This window comes from Amycolatopsis deserti, assembly GCF_014653945.1.
In the GTDB taxonomy this organism is placed as follows: domain Bacteria; phylum Actinomycetota; class Actinomycetes; order Mycobacteriales; family Pseudonocardiaceae; genus Amycolatopsis_E; species Amycolatopsis_E deserti.
Genome location: NZ_BNAU01000015.1, coordinates 13457 through 35092, shown reverse-complemented (window position 1 = coordinate 35092; position 21636 = coordinate 13457). Strand labels below are relative to the sequence as shown.

The 21636-nt window shown below is 71.1% G+C and carries 25 protein-coding genes; 19 read left to right on the top strand and 6 right to left on the bottom strand.

Annotated features, from left to right (window positions below):
• Positions 1-2: 2 nt before the first annotated feature.
• On the top strand, positions 3-980 hold the full coding sequence (locus IE290_RS37140; RefSeq protein WP_373300655.1) for a FliA/WhiG family RNA polymerase sigma factor: 978 nt from the start codon (positions 3-5) through the stop codon (positions 978-980).
• Here the strand turns inward: IE290_RS37140 and IE290_RS37135 are convergent.
• Positions 977-1534 (bottom strand): murein hydrolase activator EnvC family protein, encoded by a 558-nt coding sequence (locus tag IE290_RS37135; protein ID WP_229874938.1) that lies wholly within the window; start codon positions 1532-1534, stop codon positions 977-979. The genes IE290_RS37140 and IE290_RS37135 overlap by 4 nt on opposite strands.
• Positions 1535-2448: 914 nt before the next feature.
• On the opposite strand from IE290_RS37135, the gene rpsB reads away from it, so the two are divergent.
• The 5 genes from rpsB (at position 2449) to IE290_RS37110 (ending at position 6507) form a co-directional block, all read left to right on the top strand.
• Positions 2449-3273 (top strand): 30S ribosomal protein S2, encoded by an 825-nt coding sequence (gene rpsB / locus IE290_RS37130; RefSeq protein ID WP_191249449.1) that lies wholly within the window; start codon positions 2449-2451, stop codon positions 3271-3273.
• Between the two features lie 69 nt (positions 3274-3342).
• Entirely contained in the window at positions 3343-4170 is an 828-nt protein-coding gene (gene tsf, locus IE290_RS37125; RefSeq protein WP_191249448.1) for a translation elongation factor Ts, read from the top strand.
• Between the two features lie 104 nt (positions 4171-4274).
• Positions 4275-5024 carry a UMP kinase gene (pyrH, locus tag IE290_RS37120; RefSeq protein WP_191249447.1) on the top strand — a complete coding sequence of 250 codons (750 nt, stop codon included), beginning with the start codon at positions 4275-4277 and terminating at the stop codon, positions 5022-5024.
• 44 nt (positions 5025-5068) lie between these two features.
• Positions 5069-5626 carry a ribosome recycling factor gene (gene frr, locus IE290_RS37115; protein WP_094007877.1) on the top strand — a complete coding sequence of 186 codons (558 nt, stop codon included), beginning with the start codon at positions 5069-5071 and terminating at the stop codon, positions 5624-5626.
• Entirely contained in the window at positions 5626-6507 is an 882-nt protein-coding gene (locus IE290_RS37110) for a phosphatidate cytidylyltransferase (RefSeq protein ID WP_191249446.1), read from the top strand. Before frr ends, IE290_RS37110 begins: the two co-directional genes overlap by 1 nt.
• On the opposite strand, the gene IE290_RS37105 is transcribed toward IE290_RS37110, so the two are convergent.
• Complete coding sequence (locus IE290_RS37105) at positions 6504-7025, bottom strand: GNAT family N-acetyltransferase (protein WP_191249445.1); 522 nt, start codon at positions 7023-7025, stop codon at positions 6504-6506. The two genes, IE290_RS37110 and IE290_RS37105, sit on opposite strands and share 4 nt — an antisense overlap.
• A gap of 37 nt (positions 7026-7062) precedes the next feature.
• Positions 7063-7905, bottom strand: coding sequence for a VOC family protein (locus IE290_RS37100; protein ID WP_191249444.1), 843 nt, complete (start codon positions 7903-7905; stop codon positions 7063-7065).
• 84 nt (positions 7906-7989) lie between these two features.
• On the opposite strand from IE290_RS37100, the gene IE290_RS37095 reads away from it, so the two are divergent.
• Positions 7990-8820, top strand: coding sequence for a class I SAM-dependent methyltransferase (locus tag IE290_RS37095; RefSeq protein ID WP_191249443.1), 831 nt, complete (start codon positions 7990-7992; stop codon positions 8818-8820).
• Here IE290_RS37095 and IE290_RS37090 read toward each other — a convergent pair.
• Positions 8769-9215 (bottom strand): PadR family transcriptional regulator, encoded by a 447-nt coding sequence (locus tag IE290_RS37090; protein WP_094007881.1) that lies wholly within the window; start codon positions 9213-9215, stop codon positions 8769-8771. The two genes, IE290_RS37095 and IE290_RS37090, sit on opposite strands and share 52 nt — an antisense overlap.
• A gap of 264 nt (positions 9216-9479) precedes the next feature.
• Between IE290_RS37090 and rlmN the strand changes: the two genes are divergently transcribed.
• Both rlmN and IE290_RS37080 read left to right on the top strand, forming a co-directional pair.
• A complete protein-coding gene (rlmN, locus tag IE290_RS37085) occupies positions 9480-10586 on the top strand; it encodes a dual-specificity RNA methyltransferase RlmN (protein ID WP_191249442.1) in 1107 nt (368 codons plus the stop codon).
• An 84-nt stretch (positions 10587-10670) separates the two neighbouring features.
• The gene (locus IE290_RS37080) at positions 10671-11219 is read left to right on the top strand and encodes a hypothetical protein (protein ID WP_229874937.1); all 549 of its coding nucleotides are present in this window, start codon (positions 10671-10673) and stop codon (positions 11217-11219) included.
• A 127-nt stretch (positions 11220-11346) separates the two neighbouring features.
• On the opposite strand, the gene IE290_RS37075 is transcribed toward IE290_RS37080, so the two are convergent.
• Positions 11347-11622, bottom strand: coding sequence for a DUF2631 domain-containing protein (locus tag IE290_RS37075; RefSeq protein WP_191249441.1), 276 nt, complete (start codon positions 11620-11622; stop codon positions 11347-11349).
• A gap of 97 nt (positions 11623-11719) precedes the next feature.
• Between IE290_RS37075 and dxr the strand changes: the two genes are divergently transcribed.
• The 8 genes from dxr to map all read left to right on the top strand — a co-directional run bounded on the left by dxr (position 11720) and on the right by map (position 18689).
• Complete coding sequence (gene dxr, locus IE290_RS37070) at positions 11720-12925, top strand: 1-deoxy-D-xylulose-5-phosphate reductoisomerase (protein WP_229874936.1); 1206 nt, start codon at positions 11720-11722, stop codon at positions 12923-12925.
• Between the two features lie 3 nt (positions 12926-12928).
• Positions 12929-14152 (top strand): M50 family metallopeptidase, encoded by a 1224-nt coding sequence (locus IE290_RS37065; protein WP_191249439.1) that lies wholly within the window; start codon positions 12929-12931, stop codon positions 14150-14152.
• A 127-nt stretch (positions 14153-14279) separates the two neighbouring features.
• Positions 14280-15431 carry a flavodoxin-dependent (E)-4-hydroxy-3-methylbut-2-enyl-diphosphate synthase gene (gene ispG, locus IE290_RS37060; RefSeq protein ID WP_191249438.1) on the top strand — a complete coding sequence of 384 codons (1152 nt, stop codon included), beginning with the start codon at positions 14280-14282 and terminating at the stop codon, positions 15429-15431.
• Positions 15432-15470: 39 nt separating this feature from the next.
• Positions 15471-15659, top strand: a complete 189-nt coding sequence (locus IE290_RS37055) for a hypothetical protein (RefSeq protein ID WP_191249437.1) — start codon at positions 15471-15473, stop codon at positions 15657-15659.
• Between the two features lie 4 nt (positions 15660-15663).
• Entirely contained in the window at positions 15664-16491 is an 828-nt protein-coding gene (locus IE290_RS37050) for a helix-turn-helix domain-containing protein (protein WP_191249436.1), read from the top strand.
• The gene (locus IE290_RS37045; protein ID WP_191249435.1) at positions 16488-16883 is read left to right on the top strand and encodes a VOC family protein; all 396 of its coding nucleotides are present in this window, start codon (positions 16488-16490) and stop codon (positions 16881-16883) included. Before IE290_RS37050 ends, IE290_RS37045 begins: the two co-directional genes overlap by 4 nt.
• A gap of 48 nt (positions 16884-16931) precedes the next feature.
• Positions 16932-17786: a GNAT family N-acetyltransferase gene (locus IE290_RS37040; RefSeq protein ID WP_191249434.1), complete on the top strand. Its 855-nt coding sequence runs from the start codon at positions 16932-16934 to the stop codon at positions 17784-17786.
• Positions 17787-17831: 45 nt separating this feature from the next.
• Positions 17832-18689, top strand: a complete 858-nt coding sequence (map, locus tag IE290_RS37035) for a type I methionyl aminopeptidase (protein WP_191249433.1) — start codon at positions 17832-17834, stop codon at positions 18687-18689.
• A gap of 330 nt (positions 18690-19019) precedes the next feature.
• On the opposite strand, the gene IE290_RS37030 is transcribed toward map, so the two are convergent.
• The gene (locus IE290_RS37030; RefSeq protein WP_191249432.1) at positions 19020-19688 is read right to left on the bottom strand and encodes a FadR/GntR family transcriptional regulator; all 669 of its coding nucleotides are present in this window, start codon (positions 19686-19688) and stop codon (positions 19020-19022) included.
• Between the two features lie 27 nt (positions 19689-19715).
• On the opposite strand from IE290_RS37030, the gene IE290_RS37025 reads away from it, so the two are divergent.
• Positions 19716-20951, top strand: coding sequence for a CynX/NimT family MFS transporter (locus IE290_RS37025; protein ID WP_373300654.1), 1236 nt, complete (start codon positions 19716-19718; stop codon positions 20949-20951).
• A 257-nt stretch (positions 20952-21208) separates the two neighbouring features.
• Entirely contained in the window at positions 21209-21634 is a 426-nt protein-coding gene (locus IE290_RS37020; protein WP_229874935.1) for a nuclear transport factor 2 family protein, read from the top strand.
• Positions 21635-21636: the final 2 nt, after the last annotated feature.

Genomic DNA, 21636 nt, shown 5'->3' with positions numbered 1-21636 from the left:
GGATCGAGCCGGTCTTGGACAGCGGGTCCGGCGGCGGCCCCGCGGCGGCTGCCGGTGTGGACGGCAGGACCGAGCCGATCCTGGACAGCGGAGTCGACGGCGGCGCGCCTGGGGCGGGCACTGGTGCGCAGGCGGCGACCGAGCACGTGGCGAGCACCGATCCGCAGCTCGGCGGCGCGCCAAGTCCTGACCGCGGTGCGCCATCGAATGGCCGCAACGACGGCGACTCCGCGATCCAGGCGGTCTGGCGCAAGTTCCGGACCGCGCCGGAGCAGCGCCTTCGGGAGCGCTTGGTCCTGCACTACGCGCCGCTGGTCAAGTACGTCGCCGGGCGGGTGGGTACTGGGCTACCCACGCACGTCGACGTCAGCGACCTCATCCAGTCCGGCATCTTCGGCCTGATCGACGCCATCGAGAAGTTCGAGCCCGAGCGCGGCCTGCGCTTCGAGACCTACGCGATGCAGCGCATCCGCGGCGCGATCCTCGACGACCTGCGCTCGCAGGACTGGGTGCCCCGCGTCGTGCGCAGCCGCGCCCGTGAGGTGGAGCGCGCTCTCGAGCGCCTCGGCGGCCGTCTGCGCCGCACGCCGACCGACACCGAGGTCGCCGCCGAGCTGGGCATCACCCTCGAAGAGCTGCGCGACCTCTACAGCCAGCTCCAGCTGACCAGCGTCGTCGCGCTCGAGGACCTCATGGCGGCCGGCCGGGAGAGCGGCTCGCTGGTCGACACGCTCCCCGACGACGACGCCATCGACCCCGTAGCGGTCCTCGTCGACCGGGACAACCGCCGTCAGCTCGCCGAGGCCATCGCCCAGCTGACCGAGCGCGACCGGATCGTGGTCAGCCTCTACTACTTCGAACGGCTGACACTCGCCGAGATCGGCCGCGTCCTGGGCGTCACCGAGTCGCGGGTCAGCCAGCTGCACACCCGCGCCGTCCTCCGGTTGCGTGCGCGGCTCACGGAGCAAGCCGGGGTCTAACCCGTCCAGGGCTTCAACCGGATCGCCGAGCTGGTCTGGACCAAGGGGAGCGGGCTCAGGTACTCCTCGCCCCGGCGGACGCCCCAGTGCAGGCACGCCTCAACCGGACACCTCGGATGTCCGGCCTCGACGACGCCGATCGGCTGCCCCCGCCACACCTGCGTCCCGGCCGGAACCGTCGGCGCGACCGGCTCGTAGGTGGTGCGCAACCCGCCGTCGTGGTCGATCGAGACCACCGGCCGCCCCGCGACGAGCCCCGCGAACACCACGACGCCCGGCCCCGCGGCGAGGACCTGCTGACCGGGCGCGGCGGCCAGGTCCACCCCGCGATGACCCGGCCCGTACGGACCGGAGGGCTCCTGGAACGGCCGGACAACCACCGGCCTCGGCGACAACGGCCACCCGAAGCGGGGGTCCAGCTCGCGGCGCACGGCAGCCTCCGGGACGGCCGCCGCGGAACCCCGAGGAGCCGCCCCTCCAACGACCGGCAAGCCGGCCAGCAAACCGGCGCTGACCAGCACAATCCCGAGCAATCGGCGAGTTCTCACGATCATCGATCCAGCCTGGCGCACAACCAGCCCCAGAAACGGCCGCCGGCGAAATCTGTGGACAACTCGGCCGCCTGTGGATAACTCGAACCGGCGACCAGGGGAGGCACGGGGACGGAAGCCGGAACGCCGGCCCGTTCGGAGAGTCGGGCGGGGCCAGGTGTCGCCTGAAGGTGAACGTCGGGGAACGCGAGAGGCGGAGACGTAAGCCCGAGAGGTGGGGCGGGCTGGGCGGACTGGGAGGCGGGACGGCTGCCGGAGGAGGCCCGAGAGGCGGGGCGGGCTGGGTGCACTGGGAGGCGGGACGGCTGCCGGAGGTGCGCTTGGCCTGACAAGAGGTGGGACGGCTGGGCTGGGCAGACGGGACACCCGAGCTCCTGAGAGGAGAGGAAGGCTGCGCCTCCGAGGGGAGGATGGCTGGAACCGCGAGGGCACGATGGCTGGGTAGCCGCTCCGGACACCCGGCAGCTCCGGAGACCCGGCAGCCGGGGCACGCGCAGCTCCGGAGACCCGGCAGCCGGGGCACGCGCAGCTCCGGAGACCCGGCAGCCGGGGCACGCGCAGCTCCGGACACCCGGCAGGCGGGCCACGCGCTGCTGCGAACACCCGGCAGGCCGCCCCCAGCCCCGGGAAACCCGGCTCAACCCCGGCCCCCGGGAGCACGAGGCCGCCCGTGGTGAACACCGCGCCGCCAGGGCGTACACTGTTCGCGCGGCCTGTCACGACAGGTCGACTTCGCGTGTACGTGCACGTTCCCCGCACAGAGGAACCCACGGCGCCCGGCGGTCCCCGAGGAGTGAATCCCCTGGGTCCGGGCACCGGCACTGCACCAGGGTCGCCGGCCACCCGGCCGACGGCGACAAAACCGACCAGCGCGTCCCGCGGGGCGCGCGCTACACAGAAGAGGTGCGGATCCGGCCATGGCCGTCGTCACCATGAAGCAGCTGCTCGATTCCGGCGTGCACTTCGGGCACCAGACCCGCCGCTGGAACCCGAAGATGAAGCGCTACATCCTCACCGAGCGCAACGGCATCTACATCATCGACCTGCAGCAGACGCTGAGCTACATCGACCGTGCGTACGAGTTCATCAAGGAAACCGTCGCGCACGGCGGCACCATCATGTTCGTCGGCACGAAGAAGCAGGCCCAGGAGGCGATCGCCCGCGAGGCGCAGCGCGTGGGCATGCCCTTCGTCAACCAGCGCTGGCTCGGCGGCATGCTGACCAACTTCCAGACGGTCCACAAGCGGCTGCTGCGCCTCAAGGAGCTGGAGTCGCAGGAGCAGACCGGCGGTTTCCAGGGCCTCACCAAGCGCGAGATCCTGACGCTGACCCGCGAGAAGGAGAAGCTGGAGCGCACCCTCGGCGGTATCCGCGACATGCAGAAGGTGCCCAGCGCCGTCTGGATCGTGGACACCAAGAAGGAGCACATCGCCGTCGGCGAGGCGCGCAAGCTGAACATCCCGGTCGTCGCGGTCCTGGACACCAACTGCGACCCGGACGAGGTCGACTACCCGATCCCGGGCAACGACGACGCGATCCGCTCGGCCGCGCTGCTCACCAAGGTGGTGGCCGAGGCCGCCGCCGCCGGCCTGATGGCCCGCTCCAGCCGCAACGGCTCCGCGCCGGCCGCCGAGGGCCAGGACAAGCCCGAGCCGGGCGTGTCCGACGAGCCGCTGGCCGAATGGGAGCAGGACCTGCTCAAGGGCGGCGAAGCCCCGGCCGAGCAGACCACCGCCTCCTGAACCTTTCCGGCAGGCCGCGCCGCACAGGCGCGGCCCCCACAACTTTCCGAGAGGAACGGACACCGCACGATGGCGAACTACACCGCGGCGGACGTCAAGCGTCTCCGCGAGCTCACCGGCTCCGGCATGATGGACTGCAAGAAGGCGCTCGAGGAGAGCGGCGGCGACTTCGACAAGGCCGTTGAGTTCCTGCGCATCAAGGGCGCCAAGGACGTCGGCAAGCGCGCCGAGCGCGCCACCGCCGAGGGCCTCGTCGCCGGCGACGGCGGCGTGCTGGTCGAGATCAACTCCGAGACCGACTTCGTCGCCAAGAACGAGCAGTTCCAGGAGCTCGCCAACAAGATCGTCAAGGTCGCCCAGACCCTGAAGACCGATGACGTCGAGAAGCTGGCCGCGGCCGAGCTCGAGGGCGGCAAGTCGGTCGGCGACGCCGTCCAGGAGCTGGCCGCCAAGATCGGCGAGAAGCTGGTCCTGCGTCGCGTCGTGGCCTTCGACGGCCAGGTCGCGACCTACCTGCACCGCCGTGGCACCGACCTGCCCCCGGCGGTCGGCGTGCTGGTCGAGTACAACGGCGAGGGCGACGGCGCCGCCGAGGCGGCCCGCAACGCGGCGCTGCAGATCGCGGCCCTCAAGCCGAAGTACCTGACCCGCGACGAGGTGCCGGCCGACCTGGTCGACAACGAGCGCCGCATCGCCGAGGAGACCGCCCGGGCCGAGGGCAAGCCCGAGCAGGCCCTGCCCAAGATCATCGAGGGCAAGGTCAACGCGTTCTACAAGGACACCGTGCTGCTGGAGCAGCCGTCGGTCCTCGACAACAAGAAGACCGTCAAGGCGCTGCTCGACGCGGCCGGCGTGACCGTCACCCGGTTCGCCCGGTTCGAGGTCGGCCAGCCGTAACACGACGGCAGTGACGTGAGGGTGCCCCGTCTCCGTGATCACGGGGACGGGGCACACTCGCGAAGGCAGGCTCCACGAGAGCACCCGAGCGGGCGGAGGCGGACATGGGCGAGGCGAAACGAGCCGACGGCGGTTACCGGCGGGTGCTGCTGAAACTGGGTGGCGAGATGTTCGGCGGGGGAGCGCTCGGTCTCGACCCCGACGTCGTCCACTCCGTGGCCGCGCAGATCGCGGACGTCGTCCGTACCGGCGTGCAGATGGCCGTCGTGATCGGCGGCGGCAACTACTTCCGCGGCGCCGAGCTGTCCCAGCGCGGCATGGACCGCGACCGGGCCGACTACATGGCCATGCTCGGCACCGTCATGAACTCCCTGGCGCTGCAGGACTTCCTGGAGAAGGAAGGCGTCCCCACGCGCGTGCAGACCGCCATCACCATGGGCCAGGTCGCCGAGCCCTACATCCCGCGGCGCGCCGAGCGGCACCTCGAGAAGGGCCGCGTCGTGATCTTCGGCGCCGGCACCGGGATGCCCTACTTCTCCACCGACACCGCCGCCGCCCAGCGCTCGCTGGAGATCGGCTGTGAAGCGGTGCTCATGGCCAAGGCCGTGGACGGGGTCTTCACCGCGGACCCGAAGAGCGACCCGAGCGCCAAGATGTTCGACGAGATCAGCCACCGCGAGGTGCTCGAACGCGGGCTCAAGGTCGCCGACGCCACCGCCTTCAGCCTCTGCATGGACAACAACATGCCCATCATCGTGTTCAACCTTCTCACCGAGGGGAACATCGCCAGGGCGGTGCGTGGTGAGAGGATCGGCACGTTGGTGAGCACCCCCGCGGCCGGGCCGAGCGCCTGACCGCCGGGGGACCGGGAACAACAGCACAGACAACGGGAGTAGCCGTGATCGACGAGACCCTCCTCGACGCCGAGGAGAAGATGGAAAAAGCGGTGTCCTTCGCCAAGGAGGATCTGTCGTCGGTGCGGACCGGCCGGGCGAACCCGGGCATGTTCGCCCGGATCATGGTCGAGGCGTACGGGTCGACGATGCCGCTGAACCAGGTGGCCGGGGTCAACATCCCCGAGGCCCGCATGGTGATCGTCAAGCCCTACGACCAGGGGCAGCTCGGCGCGATCGAGAAGGCCATCCGCGAGTCCGACCTGGGCGTCAACCCGTCCAACGACGGGCAGATCATCCGCATCACCATCCCGCAGCTCACCGAGGAGCGGCGCAAGGAGATGGTGAAGATGGTCAAGTCCAAGGGCGAGGACGCCAAGGTCCACATCCGCGGGGTGCGCCGCAAGGCCAAGGAAGAGCTGGACCGCATCGCCAAGGACGGCGAGGCCGGTGAGGACGAGGTCGCGCGCGCGGAGAAGGAACTGCAGCACCTGACCGACAACTACGTGGCGAAGGTCGACGAGCTCGTCAAACACAAGGAAACCGAGCTGCTCGAGGTCTGATGCCCCCGGTGAGCGAAGAACGCGAGAAGGCCCCCGTGGCTTCTGCGGAGCCGGCCGAACCGGCCAAGAAAGCGTCGCGGGCGGGACGCAACCTTCCCGCGGCGATCGGTGTCGGGCTGCTGCTGGGCGCGGCGATCCTCGTGTCGCTGCTCACCGTGCGGTACCTGTTCATCGGGATCATCGCGGCGGCGATCGCCGTCGGCACGTACGAGTTCGCGCAGGCGCTCCGCCGTGCCGCCGGGATCCGCCTCGCGCTGGTCCCGCTGCTGGCCGGCGGTCAGGCGATGATCTGGCTGGCCTGGCCGTTCGGGTACGAGGGCGCGCTGATCGCGTTCGCGGTCACCGTTCTGGCCTGCCTGCTGTGGCGCCTGCCCGGCGGGGCCGAGAGCTACCTGCGGGACATCAGCGCGTCCGTCTTCACCGCCGCGTACCTGCCGCTGTTCGGCGCGTTCGCGGCGATGCTGGTCCCGCCCGCCGACGGGGTGGGCCGGGTGCTGGCGTTCCTGATCGGCGTCGTCGCGTCGGACACCGGCGGCTACATCGCCGGTGTCCTCAAGGGCAAGCACCCGATGGCGCCGTCGATCAGTCCGAAGAAGACCTGGGAGGGCTTCAGCGGCTCGCTGGTCGCGGGGGTCATCGCGGGTTCGCTGACGCTGACGCTGCTGCTCGACGGGCAGGTGTGGCAGGGCGTGGTGTTCGGCGTGGCGATCGTGCTGACCGCGACGCTGGGCGACCTGGTCGAGTCGCTGATGAAGCGGGACCTGGGCATCAAGGACATGGGGACGCTGCTGCCCGGGCACGGCGGCCTGATGGACCGGCTCGACTCACTGCTGCCGTCGGCCGTGGTGTCGTTCCTGCTGCTGTCCGCGTTCCTGAACTAGCTCGACCACACGCCGAACCACTGCTCGGCGCCGTACTCCTCGAACCGCGCCACCTCGGTGAAGCCCAGCTTCGCCGCGAGCCGCATCGCGCGGTCGTTGGCGGTCTGGGTGCACAGCACCACCGGTTCGCCGGGAACCGCGCCGGCGAACCAGCCGAGCACCGCGGCGCAGGCCTCGGCGGCGTACCCGCGTCCCCACGCCTGGGGCAAGAACAGGTAGCCGAGTTCGGCCTCCCCCGCCTCCGGGCGGACGTGACCCGGGCGCTCCGCGTCGCGGCGGTCGAGCGTGACCATGCCGATCATCGCGCCGTCGAGATCGGCCACGAACAGACCGGGGCGCCGCCCGGGCACCTCCGGCACCGTGCGCTCCAGCTCGTCCCGCGCTCGCGCGCCACCGAGGTAGGTGCCCACCTCCGGTGAGGCGAACAGCTCGACGAACGCCGCCCGGTCCCGCGCCTCGGATTCGCGGAGCACGAGCCGCTCGGTCTTGATCGGAGCAGGTGGCCAGGCGTCGAACACGGCGGCGAACCTATCGCACGCCCGGGAGAGCGGGGACTCAGTCGTCGTAGGGGTCGTCCACCTCGGCGCGCCCCCAGCCCTCGCTCACGCGCGAGTGGTCGATGACCGAGAACACCGCACCGGCCGGGTCGGCGAGGATCGCGATCCGGCCCCACGGCGTGTCGTAGGGCTCCACCAGCACGGTGCCACCCAGCATCAGCGCGTGGCCCGCCGTCGCGTCCGTCCCGCGGGCGGGGTCGACTCCGAAGTACACCATCCAGTGCGGCGGCGCCTGCGGCGGGTACTCGGGCCCCATCACGTACCGGTACAGCACCGGTTCCTGGTCCAGCCGCCATTCCACGTAGTCGATGCCGCGGTGGTCGCCCACCTGCAGGCTGGTGTACGAGAAGAGCCGGGTGAAGAAGCCGTCCGCGGCCTCGCCGTCGCGGGTGTTGAGGTCGGCGCCGGAGAAGGTGTTCGGATAGCCGGCCGCGAACGCCCAATCCGGCGGCGGCTGCCACAGCACGAACGGCGCGCCGGAGGGCTCGACGCCGTGCAGGATGCACCCGCGGTGCGGCAGCACTGTCGGTTCGAGCGTGACGACGCCGCCGAGCCGCTGCACCCAGTTCGCCGCCGCGTGCGCGTTGTGCACCGAGATGTTGACCATCCACGCGCTCGCCTGCCCGGGCGCCGCCTGGTAGAGACCACCCACCGGCACGCCCTCCAGCGTGCCGATCAGGTACCGGCCGGTGCGGGTGGCGGGATCTCGGCTGAGCACGTACGTCCAGCCGAAGAGGCCCTCGTAGAACCGGTGGGACGCCGCCTCGTCCACGGTGGCGAGCTCGACCCAGCACGGGACCCCGGACGGCAGAACGGACGGGGCCGAAGATCCGACGGACATACCGCCTCCGATCGGTGGGGAGGGCAGCAAGTCTAAGCCGAACGCGAAGCGCTTTCCGGGCAACCTTTCATTTATCCTTGCGGTGTGTGGAAGATCGCCCGGCGTGGGCAGCGGACCACGTCCCGGGCGGACGTCCTGCCCAGCCCCAACATCTGGTACTACCCGGACACCTATGAGCTGGAGAACCGCGCGCAGGACGTCGACGGCGACATCTGGCGGGTGCTGGCCGAGGAATGCCCGTGGCAGGGCAAGGACGTTCTGGACGTCGGCTGCGGGGACGGTTTTCACCTGCCCCGCTTCGCCGAGGCGGCGCGGTCGGTGATCGGCGTCGAGCCGCACGAACCGCTGGTGCGCCGGGCGGAACGCCGGGTCGCCGGGCTGTCCTCGGTGCGGGTGCTGCGGGGTTCCGCGCAGCTGATCCCGGTCCCGGACGCGAGTGCCGACGTCGTGCACGCGCGCACCGCGTACTTCTTCGGCCCGGGCTGCGAACCCGGTCTGCGCGAGGCGGACCGCGTGCTGCGGCCCGGGGGAGTGCTGGCGATCGTCGATCTTGATGTGTCCAGTGAGCCGTACGGTCGCTGGATGCGGGCCGATCTGCCCGACTACGACCCGGCCGCGGTCGACGCGTTCTTCGCGGGCCAGGGTTTCCGCTGCCGTCGCCTGACGGCGAAGTGGCGGTTCGACGACTCCGAGAGCCTCGCCGCGGTGCTGCGCATCGAGTTCAGCCCGGAGGTGGCCGACCGCGCGATCGAAGAGGTCCTACGGGACAACGGATCGCGCGGCCGGCACGGGGCGGGCTTCACGGTGCCGGTGGGCTATCGCGTTCTGGTCCGCGACAAGCCCGCCGGCCTCGTGCTGCCCGGTCACTCCTCGTCGTCCTCGTCGTCGGTGTCGATCTCGCCGAGCACGGCGTAGATCGAGCGACGGGCCTCGTTGAGGATCTCCGCGGCGCGCCGCTTCTGACCCGGCGTCCCCGCCTGGGACACCTGGACCGCGGCGGCGGCCAGCATGGCGCCCGCCTTGCGCAGGTCGACCTCGTTCGGGTCGACGTCGGAGGCGATCTGCTCCCACGGCGGCTTCCCGTCCTGGTTCGCGGCCGCCTCACGGCCGGCGTCGGTCAGCTCGAACAGGCGCTTGCCGCCGTCCTCGCGGGCCACGACCAGGCCTTCGTCGGCCATCAGCTGCAGGGTCGGGTAGACCGAGCCGGGGCTCGGCCGCCAGAAGCCGCCGCTGCGCTCGGCGATCTCGCTGATGATCTCGTAACCGTGCCGGGGCTGCTCGGCCAGCAGGGCGAGGATGGCGGCGCGCACGTCGCCCCGCCGTCCTCGCCGCCCGCGGTGCGGGCCACGGGGACCGCGTCCCCGGAACTCGCCGCGCGGACCGCCCGGGCCCCAGCCCGGGGGGAACTCTCCGAAACCACCGCGGGCGAACGGGCCGAAGGCGGGCCGCCCGTGCGGCGGGGGGAAATGTCCGTGTCTCATGTCGGTTCTCCTTCCGTACTGTTCCGACATGTTCACGATATATCGGAAACAGTCGGAAAGCAAGGCCGCAGGTCGTGGAACAATGGAAGGGCTATGACTGCCCTCCCCTTGGTTTTCGACGCGCCTCGTCGCGGGCTTCCGCCTCGCCACCTCGCCGACCTGACCGCCGCCGAACGCGCGGCGGCCGTCAGCGACCTCGGCGAGAAGCCGTTCCGCGCCAAGCAGCTGTCGAACCACTACTTCGCCCGCCTGACCGCCGACCCGGCCGCGATGACCGACATCCCGGCCGCGTCGCGCGAGCGGCTGGTGTCCGAGCTGATGCCGCCCCTGCTCACCGAGGTGCGCGCGCTCGCCTGCGACGACGGCACGACGCGCAAGACGCTGTGGCGCGCGCACGACGGCACGCTGCTGGAGAGCGTCCTGATGCGGTACCCGGACCGCGCGACGCTGTGCATCTCCAGCCAGGCCGGCTGCGGCATGGCGTGCCCGTTCTGCGCCACCGGCCAGGCGGGGCTGACCCGGAACCTGTCCACCGCGGAGATCGTCGATCAGGTCCGGTCGGCCGCCGCGGTCATGCGGGACGGGTTGATGCCCGGCGGCCCGGGGCGGCTGTCGAACATCGTGTTCATGGGCATGGGCGAGCCGCTGGCGAACTACAAGCGGGTGGTGGCCGCGGTGCGGCGCATCACCGACCCGGCGCCGAACGGGCTGGGCATCTCGCAGCGGTCGGTCACGGTGTCCACGGTCGGGCTCGCCCCGGCGATCCGGCGCCTGGCGGACGAGAAGATGCAGGTCCGGCTCGCGGTGTCGCTGCACACGCCGGACGACGAGCTGCGGGACACGCTGGTGCCGGTCAACAACCGGTGGCCGGTGGACGAGGTCCTGGAGGCGGCGCGGTACTACGCCGACTCGACCGGCCGCCGCGTGTCGATCGAATACGCGCTGATCCGGGACGTGAACGACCAGCCCTGGCGGGCGGACCTGCTGGCGAAGCGGCTGCGCAAGCACCTGGGCCAGCTGGTGCACGTGAACCTGATCCCGCTGAACCCGACGCCCGGCTCGAAGTGGGACGCGTCCCCGAAGCCGGTGGAACGGGAGTTCGTGCGGCGCGTCAACGAGGGCGGAGTCACCTGCACGGTGCGCGACACGCGGGGCCAGGAGATCGCGGCGGCGTGCGGGCAGCTCGCCGCGGAGGGCTGATCGAAGGGTGCTGCATACGCAGCTCATTGAAGCGACGTCGTTTTCTCACGTACGGTCAGGTCATGTTGTGCGCCAGGTTGCGCAATGCCGGTGGTGCTCGAGGTACGTCCCGGCGTTTACAAGAAGAACTCTCAAGTCGCGCACATTTTTGGTGTCAAGCCGGGCGCCGCTCGGTACCGGCCCGGCCTGCGCCCGGCGGAGCGGGACTCCTTCGCCAACCTCCTTCTGCTGTGTCTGGCCCATCATGCCGAAGTTGATGAGGATGAGAAACGACACCCACCTGAAGAGCTGAAGAGATGGAAGACGGTGCACGAGGGTGCGCAGAACTCGGTCCTGAATCGGTTGACTGTGCTGAACATGGACGAGTTGATGCGGCTGCTGACCGAGATCGCCGAGCCACCTCTCAATCGCTTCGAAGCAATCACGAAGCGCCTCGAACAGACGGGCGAGGTCACTGCCGAGACAGTGACCGAGTTGAAGCAAGTCATCGCGACGATGGCTGATACCAGTGTTGGTGTCGATGCACATTCGGCGCGAATTCTGTCGTTCGCGGCGGAAGTCTTCGGCAACGGCAGCTTCAACACGAGCGTCAGCAGGCTTGCGATGCGGCTGAGGTTCTGCCGGGTGTGGTGAACGATTTGAACCAAGCAGCCGCGAGGATGGAGGACTTCCGCTAGCCGACCGCCGTCGGCTGTGCCGTTCGAGGGCTGACCGCGCGCACAAAAAGGGGCCCCTCGCCAGGGGCCCCTTCGTCAGGTTCTCAGCGGCGCCAGGCCGTGCGCTTCTTCTTGATCTCCCACAGCAGCCCGATCACGATGGCGATCGCGATACCGACCAGCCACACGTTCTCGGTGTTGTTCTCGTGGTTGTTGTAGATCATCGCCAGCAGCACGACCACCGTGACCCAGCCCGCGATGCGCCCGCCCTTCGGGAACCCGCCGTGCCAGCCCCACTCGGCCGACGGCTCGTCCCGCGGGTCCACCTTCGCCGGCGCGGCCTGCCGCCGCTTCTCGACCGCCTTGCTCGCCACGATCACTCCTCCAGGCCCTGCTGAACGTCCAACCGGATGATTCCACACCGCGACCGGCCCCGCGCCGATGACCCGCTCGGACGGGTTCGCGACAATGACCCCGATGAACGCACCCCGCACCGTCCTCGTGCTCGGCTCGACCGGCTCGATCGGCACGCAGGCCCTCGACGTCGCCGTCCGCAACCAGCACCTCTTCCGCGTCGCGGGCCTCGCCGCCGGCGGCTCCGATCCGGCGCTGCTCGCGGCCCAGGCGCTGGCCCACGAAGTGGACGCCGTGGCAGTGACGAGACCCACGGTCGTCGAGGACCTGCAGCTCGCGCTGTACGCCGAGGCCCAGAAGCGCGGCTACTCGCGGGGCGAGTTCAAACTGCCGCGCATCTTCGCCGGCCGCGACGCCGTCCTCGAGCTGATCAACACGGTCGGTGTCGACGTCGTCCTCAACGGCCTGCCCGGCTCCCAGGGCCTGGAACCGACGCTCAAGGCCCTGGAAACCGGCGCGACGCTGGCCCTGGCGAACAAGGAGTCGCTGATCGCCGGCGGGCCGCTCGTGCTCAGGCAGGCCAAGCCCGGCCAGCTCGTCCCGGTCGACTCCGAGCACTCGGCGATGGCCCAGGCCCTGCGCGGCGGCCGCGCCGAGGAGGTCGACCGCTTCGTGCTGACCGCCTCGGGCGGGCCGTTCCGCGGCCGCAAGCGCGCCGACCTGGCGAACGTCACGGTCGCCGACGCCCTGGCCCACCCGACCTGGTCGATGGGCCGCCTCATCACGATCAACTCCGCAACCCTGGTCAACAAGGGCCTGGAGCTGATCGAGGCGAGCCTGCTGTTCGGCGTCGCGTGCGAGAAGATCGACGTGGTCGTCCACCCGCAGTCGATCGTGCACTCGATGATCACCTTCACCGACGGCTCCACGCTGGCCCAGGCCAGCCCGCCGGACATGCGCCTGCCGATCGCGCTGGCCCTGAACTGGCCGGACCGGGTACCCGGCGCGGCCCCGGCCTGCCGCTGGGACCAGGCCACCCAGTGGACGTTCGAACCGCTGGACAACGAGGCCTTCCCGGCGGTCGAGCTGGCCCGGCACGCCGGTACCGTGGGCGGCTGCCTGCCCGCGGTCTACAACGCGGCCAACGAGGTGTGCGTCGAGGCGTTCCTGACGCAGAACGCCGGCTTCACGGCGATTGTGGACACTGTTACCCAGGTGGTGGAGGCCGCCGACGAGTGGCGTCGCGAGCCGGGTGACGTCGCGGAGGTACTGGCGGCCGAGGAGTGGGCACGAGCCCGGGCCGCGGAGATCTTGACCGGAGGGAAGTAGCGGGTGGCCTACGTGTTCGGAGTCGTGCTGTTCGCGCTGGGCATCTGCGTGTCCGTCGCACTGCACGAGGCGGGGCACATGCTGACCGCCAAGGCGTTCGGCATGAAGGTCCGCCGCTACTTCGTCGGGTTCGGCCCGAAGGTGTTCTCCTTCCGCCGCGGCGAGACGGAGTACGGCCTGAAGTGGATCCCGCTCGGCGGGTTCTGCGACATCGCCGGCATGACCGCGCTGGACGAGGTGACGCCGGACGAGGCGCCGCGCGCGATGTGGCGCTTCAAGACCTGGAAGCGCACCGTCGTGATGGCCGCCGGATCGGCCACGCACTTCATCCTGGGCTTCGTCGTGCTCTACCTGATGGCCGCCACGATGGGCCTGCCCAACGCGGTCGTCGGCAAGCCGGCGATCTCCGCGGTGGCCGACTGCGTGCGCAGCGCGACCACCGACGAGGAGTTCGCCAACCCGGTGTGCCGGCCCGGCGACGCGGCCCCGGCCAAGACCGGTGGCATCCAGCCCGGTGACGAGATCGTGTCGGTCAACGGCACCCGCACCGAGACCTACTCCGACGTCACCGCCCTGATCCAGAAGCTGTCCGGCCCGACCCGGTTCGAGGTCGAGCGCGACGGGCGGATCGTGCCGCTGACCGTGGACGTGGTGCGGGTCGACCGCCCGGTGCCCGACCCGGCCAACCCGAGCGGGCCGGACAAGATCGTCTCCGTCGGCTCGATCGGCGTGACCTTCCCCAACACGCTCAAGTACAACGCCGTCACCGCGATCGGCGGCGCGGCCACCTTCACCGGCGACATGTTCGTCCAGACCTGGCAGCGCCTGCTGGAGTTCCCGGAGCGCATCCCGGCCGTGGTGTCGTCCATCTTCGGTGGCGAGCGCGACCCGAACACGCCGGTCAGCGTGGTCGGTGCGAGCCGGATCGGCGGGGAGGCCGTCGAGCAGGGGTTGTGGTCGCTGTTCCTGCTCCTGCTGGCGAGCCTGAACTTCTTCGTCGGCGTGTTCAACCTGCTGCCGCTGCTGCCGCTGGACGGCGGGCACATCGCCATCGTCTGGTACGAGCGGGTGCGCGACTGGATCCGCAAGCTGCGCGGCAAGGCCGCGGGCGGCCCGGTGGACTACTCGAAGCTGTCCGCGGTCACCGTCGTGCTGGTGCTGATCGGCGGGGCCGTAACCCTGCTCACCGTCACCGCCGACATCGTCAACCCGATCAGGCTGCGGTAGCAACGCGTTTTCCCAGGTCAGACCTCCGTGCGGGGTAACTCGGTCCGGCTGGTCGCCACCGTGCCGGGCCAGGCCTGTGAGTAAGCTGGACAACGTCAGCAGCCCGTCTCACGCCGTAGAGGATTCGATGAGCGTCGAGCTTGGTATGCCCGCCCTGCCCGCCCCCGTGCTGTCCGAGCGCCGCAAGACGCGCCAGCTCATGGTGGGCAACGTCGGCGTCGGCAGTGAACACCCGATCTCGGTGCAGTCCATGACGACCACCCTGACCGCGGACGTGAACGCGACGCTGCAGCAGATCGCGCAGCTCACCGCGGCCGGCTGCGACATCGTGCGCGTGGCCTGCCCGTCCGCGGACGACGCCGAGGCGTTGCCGGCGATCGCGAAGAAGTCGCAGATCCCGGTCATCGCGGACATCCACTTCCAGCCCAAGTACGTGTTCGCCGCGATCGAGGCCGGCTGCGCCGCGGTGCGGGTGAACCCGGGCAACATCAAGAAGTTCGACGACAAGGTTGCCGAGATCGCCCAGGCGGCGAAGGACCACGGCACGCCCATCCGGATCGGCGTCAACGCCGGTTCGCTGGACCCGCGGCTGCTGAAGAAGTACGGCAAGGCCACCCCGGAGGCGCTGGCCGAGTCGGCGCTGTGGGAGGCGTCGCTGTTCGCCGAGCACGACTTCCACGACATCAAGATCTCGGTCAAGCACAACGACCCGGTGATCATGATCCGGGCGTACGAGATCCTGGCCGAGCAGTGCGACTACCCGCTGCACCTGGGTGTGACCGAGGCGGGCCCGGCGTTCCAGGGCACGATCAAGTCGGCGGTGGCGTTCGGCGCGCTGCTGCGGCAGGGCATCGGCGACACCATCCGCGTGTCGCTGTCCGCGCCGCCGGTCGAGGAGGTCAAGGTCGGCATCCAGATCCTGCAGTCGCTGAACCTGCGGCCGCGGAAGCTGGAGATCGTGTCGTGCCCGTCGTGCGGCCGGGCGCAGGTGGACGTCTACAAGCTGGCCGACGAGGTCACCGCGGGCCTGGAGGGCATGGAGGTCCCGCTGCGCGTCGCGGTGATGGGCTGTGTGGTGAACGGCCCCGGCGAGGCGCGCGAGGCCGACCTCGGTGTGGCGAGCGGCAACGGCAAGGGCCAGATCTTCGTCAAGGGCGAGGTCATCAAGACCGTGCCGGAGCACCAGATCGTCGAAACGCTGATCGAAGAGGCGATGCGGATCGCCGAAGAGGCGGGGGACGCGGAAGGAAGCGGTTCTCCCGTCGTCACGGTGAGCTAGCCTCCTGGCAGAGGGCCACGGCAGAACGGGAGTGGGTCGATGAGCACCGCATTCGCACGTCCCGAGACGGCCTGGAACCGAGCGCTGGATATCTTCCACACGCTGGGTGTCGGTATCCGCGCAACCGGGGTTCAGGGCGTCTACAGCCGGACGGTGCGGGTCCCCTTCGGACAGCCGGTCGAGGTCGGCGATCCGTTCGCGATCCGGTTGGAGACCGCCGAGTTCTGAGCCCATGCCCGCCGACTGGGAGATTCGCGCACCGCATCCGTCGTTGCGGCCCGCGATCGCGCGGTACATCGGCTACGCCCAGCGTGGCGTGACCCTGGAAACCCACCGCGGGCTGCCCTCGCGGCACGTCACGCTCGTCATCAGCCTCGCCGAGCCGATCCGCTTCACCGGCATGCCCCGCCCGGACCAGTCGCCGGGCCGCTACACCGCCGCGCTCGGCGGGATGCACACCGCGCCCGCCCTGATCGCCCAGGACGCGGTCCAGGCCGGCGTGCACATCGAGATCGACCCGCTCGCCGTGCCCGCCCTGTTCCGGGTCTCCGCGGCCGACCTCGCCGGCTGCGTCGTCGACCTCGGTGAGCTGGGGCCGAAGCACCTCGCCGAACGGCTCGCCGACGCCCCCACCTGGGCCCACCGCTTCGCCATCCTCGACGACGTCTTCCGCCGCGCCCGCTCCGACCGCGAACCCGCCCGGGAGGTCGCCTGGGCCTGGCGCCGCCTCACCGCGGCCGGCGGGCTGATCCGCGTCGAGGACCTCGCCGCCGAGGTCGGCTGGAGCCGCCGCCACTTCGCCGAACGCTTCCGCCGCGAGCTGGGCCTGCCGCCCAAACAAGCCGCCCGCGTCCTCCGCTTCGAGCGCGCTATCGCCAGGCTCCGCCAAGCCCCCACCGACCTGGCGACCCTCGCCGTCGACTGCGGCTTCTACGACCAGGCCCACCTGTCCAACGAGTGGCGCGCTCTCGCCGGGTGCTCGCCGCGCACCTGGATCGCCGAGGAACTCCCATTCCTCCAAGACCAGGACATTTCAGCGGGCCCAGACTCGGGGGCATGACCGAGAACCCACCCACCGTCTGGCCCGCCTTCCGCTACGACGACGCGCACGCCGCGCTGAAGTTCCTCACCGGGGTGTTCGGCTTCCGCGAGACGCTCGTCGTGCCCGGCGAGGACGGGCAGATCGCACACGCCGAGCTGCGCTGGCCCGAGGGCGGCGGCGTCATGTTCGGCAGCGCCAGCCACACCGACGGCGTCCACGGCGACGTGAAGGACGCCGGCGCCGCGTACGTGGTCACCGACCACGTCGACGAGATCCACGAGCGGGTGCGCCAAGCCGGCGCGGAGATCGTCGAGCCCCTCCACGCCACCGACTACGGCTCGCACACCTTCACCACCCGCGATCCCGAGGGCAACCTGTGGACCTTCGGCACCTACCGCGGCGCCCCGTGATCCCCCACGATTTCCCGATCCACCACTCCATCTGGCAATCTGGTGGATGTGTTGCGGCTTGCCGGTGCACGGCTGCTCAGTGATCGGGATCATCCCGTGGTCCGCGCCGTGCTCGCGGCGGACCCGGTGGCCAGTTGCATGGTCAGCGCGCGCGTCGAGGTGGCCGGTCTGGACCCCTGGCGCCTCGGCGGCGAGCTGTGGGCCGCCGACTACCGGGGCGCCCGCGGCGGCCGCCTGCCCGGCCTCTGCTTCTCCGGCCCCAACCTGATCCCGTTGCGCGGCAACGCGGCGGCCCTGCGGTCCTTCGCCGACCGGGCCCTGCGCAAGCAACGCGTGTGCTCGTCGCTGGTCGGCCCGGCCGAGCAGGTTCTCGGCCTGTGGGACGAGCTGGCGGGGGAGTGGGGCCCGGCGCGCGAGGTGCGCGACGACCAGCCGCTGATGGCGATGGACACCCAGCCCGCGGTGAAGCCGGACCCGCTGGTGCGCCCGGTGCGGCCGGACGAGCTGGAGCGGTACCTGCCGGCGGCGATCGCGATGTTCATCGAGGAGGTCGGCGTCGACCCGCGCGCCGGTGACGGTGGCGTGAGCTACCGCGCCCGCGTCGCGGAACTGATCTCCAGCGGACGCGCGTTCGCCCGGTTCGAGAACGGCGAGGTCGTGTTCAAGGCCGAGATCGGGGCGATGTCCCGCAGCGTGGGCCAGATCCAGGGCGTCTGGGTGCGCCCGGACCGGCGCGGGCACGGCCTGGGCGCGTCCGGGACGGCGGCGGTGGTGAGCCGGCTCGTCAACGGGCTCGGCCGCACCGCGAGCCTGTACGTGAACAGCTTCAACAGCCCGGCGCTGGCCGCCTACCGCCGCATCGGGTTCAGCCAGGTCGGCCGGTACGCGACCGTGCTGTTCTGACCGGGCTCACGGCCGCCGCGCCCGCGGGGGTCGTAGGGTGGAGCCATGTCCCAGCGTGCTCCGTTGACCCCTGGCGTCCAGACGCCGCGCCGCCCCGTGCCCGCCAGCATTCCGCGCCCCGAATACGTGGACAAGCCGGCGCCGAAGCGGGACACCGGCAACGGCGTGCGCACGCCCGAGGTCATCGAGGCCATGCGGGTGGCGAGCAAGATCGCCGCGCAGGCGCTGGAGGAGGGCGGCAAGGCCGTCAAGCCGGGCAACACCACCGACGACGTCGACAAGGTGGTGCACGAGTTCCTGCTCGACCACAACGCCTACCCGTCGACCCTGGGCTACCGCGGCTTCCCGAAGTCCTGCTGCACCTCGCTGAACGAGGTCATCTGCCACGGCATCCCGGACTCGACGGTGATCCAGGACGGCGACATCTGCAACATCGACGTCACCGCCTACATCGGCGGCGTGCACGGCGACACGAACGCGACGTTCTGCGCCGGGGACGTCTCGGAGGAGGTGCGGCTGCTGGTCGAGCGCACCCACGAGGCGACGATGCGCGCGATCAAGGCCGTGCGCCCTGGCCGCCAGCTGAACGTGATCGGCCGCGTGATCGAGTCGTACGCGAAGCGGTTCGGCTACGGGGTGGTGCGTGACTTCACCGGCCACGGCGTCGGCCCGGCGTTCCACACCGCGCCGACCGTGCTGCACTACGAGGACCCGTCGGTGACCACGGTCATCGAGGAGGGCATGACGTTCACGATCGAGCCGATGATCACGCTCGGCTCGATCGACTACGACATCTGGGACGACGACTGGACGGTCACCACGAAGGACAAGAGCTGGACGGCCCAGTTCGAGCACACCCTCGTGGTGACCGCCGACGGCGCGGAAATCCTCACGCTGCCCTGACTTCGCCGCGCCGGCCGCGTGACGCCCTCCCGCGGGCTCGGCGGAGGCGACCGGGCGCGGCCACGTCCGCCGGCCCGCGCACCGCACCCGCCGGCCGCCACAGATCCCAGATCCCCGCGGCAGTCCAGCCACCCGCCCGCCTGACCGGAGGTCTCGCCGGCCGCCGAGTCACTGTCCGGCGTCGCGGCGCCGGCGCTGTCTCGGGCGTGGTGAGACACGCCTCGTGCCCTTTGGGCTGGGCGTCCTCCGTTGCCGCAGGCATGGCCGGGCGGCCGGTCGCTCCGCGAGCGCCGGTTGGCTGCCACGTGGGCTCCGGCACGCCGGCGTCGGTCAGGCCTCGGCGATCAGGTTGTCCAGGAAGCCGGCCGCCTCGGCCATCGCGCGCTCGCTGTCCCGCGCCGCGATGGCCTCCAGCAGGCCGCGGTGGCCGATCGCCTCGGTGTCCGGCAGGTGGGGGTCCGTCGTGGCCGCGACGCTCGCCGTCACCGCCTCCAGGATTCCGCGGTACAGCTCGGTGAGCAGTGCGTTGTGGCCGGCCCGCACGACCGCGAGGTGGAACTCGGTGTCCGCCCGCACGTAGGTCTCGATGTCCTCCACCCGGTAGGCGTCGTCGCGCTGGTTGAGCAGCTCGGTGATGGTCGCCAGCTCCTCGTCGGTCCGAACCATCGCGGCCAGGCGCGCGGCCTCCACCTCGAGCGCCCGCCGGACGCCGAGCACCTCGCGCAGCTCGGAGCCGCAGAGCCGGCGGATCGCGCCGGAGACCTCACTCGTCGCGCGGACGTAGGTGCCGTCGCCCTGACGCACCTCCAGCAGCCCGCTGTGCGCGAGCGCGCGCACAGCCTCCCGGACCGTGTTGCGTCCCACCCCGAGGCTCTCGGCGAGCGCCGCCTCGGTGGGTATCCGCTGGCCGATGGCCCATTCGCCCTGCGCGATGGCGTCCCTGAGCTGCCCGATCACCTGGTCCACGAGACCGGTCCGGCGGGTAGTGGCGAGTGGCACGGGGATATCCCTTCACCCGATCATCCTATGTTTGTCATACTAGCCCCTGTGACCGTCAATGATGAGGCATCGGTGCAGGAGAAGACGCGCGTCCCCGCGCCCCGCGTGCTCATCGGCAGCGGGCTGCTCGCGGTGGCGGTGCTGCTGGCGGCGATGAACCTGCGGCCCGCGGTGACCAGCGTCGGCGCGGTGCTCGACGAGATGCAGGACACGCTGGGCGCGTCCGCCACCTGGGCGGGGGCGCTGACGACCATGCCCGGGCTGTGCTTCGCGCTCGCCGGCCTGACCGCGCCGGTGGTCGCCCGGCGCCTGGGCATCGCGACGGCCGTGACGCTCGCGCTCGTGCTGCTGGCCGGTGGCCTGGTGCTGAGGGTGCTGGACGGGCCGCTGGTCGTGCTCGGCGGCACGCTGATCGGGACCGCGGGGATCGCGCTGGCGAACGTGCTGATCCCGGTCGTGGTCAAGGAGTCCTTCGCGACGCGGATCGGCCTGATGACCGGGCTCTACACCGGCGCGCTGCAGGCCGGTGGCGCCCTCGGCTCGGCGCTGACCCCGCCGCTGGACAGCGCGTTCGGCGGCTGGCGCCCCGGGCTCGCCAGCTGGGCGGCGCTGGCCGTGGCGGCGCTCGTGCTGTGGCTGGCGGCCGCGCGGACCCGGCCCGGCGGGACCAACTCGGGCGAGAACGCGACCGCCGCGCGATCGCTGTTCCGCAGCCCGCTGGCCTGGATCGTGACGGTCTTCTTCGGCATGCAGGCATGCCTGGCCTACATCGTGATGGGCTGGCTGCCGCAGGTGCTGATGGACGCGGGCGTGACCCGCGCCGACGCGGGCCTGATGATGGCCCTGGTGTCGATCCTCGGTCTGCCGGTCAGCCTGATCGTGCCCCCGCTGGCCGCGAAGCAGGGCAGCCAGAGCGGGTGGATCCTGCTGCTGGGGGTGTTCGGCATCGCGGGCGTGACCGGCCTGATGGTCGCCCCCGCCGCGGCGCCGCTGCTGTGGTCGATCTTCATGGGCATCGGGATGGCGGTGTTCTCGCTGGCGCTGACCACCATCGCGCTGCGGGCCCGCACGGGCGCCGAGACGGCCAAGCTGTCCGCGATGGCGCAGGGGATCGGCTACCTGCTGGCCGCGGTGGGCCCGTTCCTGTTCGGCCTGCTGCACGACGTGACGCACGGGTGGACCGTGCCGTTCGCGATGCTGCTGGCCGTGGTGGCGGGGCAGATGGTGTTCGGCTTCTTCGCGGGACGGCCGCGCTACGTCTGACCGCCCGTCCGGCGCGGGGAAGGGTGGCGGCGGAACGATCGCGTCGAGCTCGTCGCGCAGCTCTGGCGCCGTGGCCGCCTCGTAGGACCGCCGCCTCCGCCGGGCGCCACGTCGTGGTGTGCAGGGAACCGCGCCGCCGCATCCGTCGCCCGCGCACCGGGACGCGCCCGGCGGCGCACCGTGGCGGCGAGCGGGACGGCCGCGTTACGTCTGATTCCCGCCAGGCTCCGGCCGCGACGTGATCCACAGTGGTGCTCATGGAAACCGCTGAACTTTCCGTGCTCCGGAGCATGTACGCGGCGGAGGCCGCCTACCTCGCCGCCGGTGGCCCTGGTCGCGCCTCGTTCGGCCCGCTCGCCCCGTTCTTCGCCCCGGACGTGGTCCTCCACCAAGCCGAAGCGTTGCCCTACGGCGGGGTGTGGCGCGGACACCAGGGGCTGGAGCGGTTCTTCCTCGCGATGAGCGGCGCGTGGGAGACCTTCGAGATGGTGGACCAGGAGTTCCTCCGCACCACCAGCCCGCTCGTCGTGCTCACCCACGTGCGCGCTCGCGCCCGCGCGACCGGCCGCGAACTGCGTTTTCCGATCCTGCAGACCATCGCGGTCGGGCACGGCCGGATCACCGAGGTCCGCCCGTTCTACTGGGACACCGCCACGATCGCCGACGCCTGCTCGGCTCGCTGAGC

Excerpts from the sequence above, each read along its gene's own strand:
- IE290_RS37100 (WP_191249444.1), bottom strand. The coding sequence starts at position 7,905 with ATGTCCGTCGGATCTTCGGCCCCGTCCGTTCTGCCGTCCGGGGTCCCG.
- IE290_RS37110 (WP_191249446.1), top strand. The coding sequence starts at position 5,626 with ATGCCCCCGGTGAGCGAAGAACGCGAGAAGGCCCCCGTGGCTTCTGCG.
- rpsB (WP_191249449.1), top strand. The coding sequence starts at position 2,449 with ATGGCCGTCGTCACCATGAAGCAGCTGCTCGATTCCGGCGTGCACTTC.
- IE290_RS37050 (WP_191249436.1), top strand. The coding sequence starts at position 15,664 with ATGCCCGCCGACTGGGAGATTCGCGCACCGCATCCGTCGTTGCGGCCC.
- tsf (WP_191249448.1), top strand. The coding sequence starts at position 3,343 with ATGGCGAACTACACCGCGGCGGACGTCAAGCGTCTCCGCGAGCTCACC.
- map (WP_191249433.1), top strand. The coding sequence starts at position 17,832 with ATGTCCCAGCGTGCTCCGTTGACCCCTGGCGTCCAGACGCCGCGCCGC.
- IE290_RS37055 (WP_191249437.1), top strand. The coding sequence starts at position 15,471 with ATGAGCACCGCATTCGCACGTCCCGAGACGGCCTGGAACCGAGCGCTG.
- pyrH (WP_191249447.1), top strand. The coding sequence starts at position 4,275 with ATGGGCGAGGCGAAACGAGCCGACGGCGGTTACCGGCGGGTGCTGCTG.
- IE290_RS37020 (WP_229874935.1), top strand. The coding sequence starts at position 21,209 with ATGGAAACCGCTGAACTTTCCGTGCTCCGGAGCATGTACGCGGCGGAG.
- ispG (WP_191249438.1), top strand. The coding sequence starts at position 14,280 with ATGAGCGTCGAGCTTGGTATGCCCGCCCTGCCCGCCCCCGTGCTGTCC.
- IE290_RS37045 (WP_191249435.1), top strand. The coding sequence starts at position 16,488 with ATGACCGAGAACCCACCCACCGTCTGGCCCGCCTTCCGCTACGACGAC.
- IE290_RS37080 (WP_229874937.1), top strand. The coding sequence starts at position 10,671 with ATGCCGGTGGTGCTCGAGGTACGTCCCGGCGTTTACAAGAAGAACTCT.
- rlmN (WP_191249442.1), top strand. The coding sequence starts at position 9,480 with ATGACTGCCCTCCCCTTGGTTTTCGACGCGCCTCGTCGCGGGCTTCCG.
- IE290_RS37135 (WP_229874938.1), bottom strand. The coding sequence starts at position 1,534 with ATGATCGTGAGAACTCGCCGATTGCTCGGGATTGTGCTGGTCAGCGCC.
- IE290_RS37025 (WP_373300654.1), top strand. The coding sequence starts at position 19,716 with ATGTTTGTCATACTAGCCCCTGTGACCGTCAATGATGAGGCATCGGTG.
- dxr (WP_229874936.1), top strand. The coding sequence starts at position 11,720 with ATGAACGCACCCCGCACCGTCCTCGTGCTCGGCTCGACCGGCTCGATC.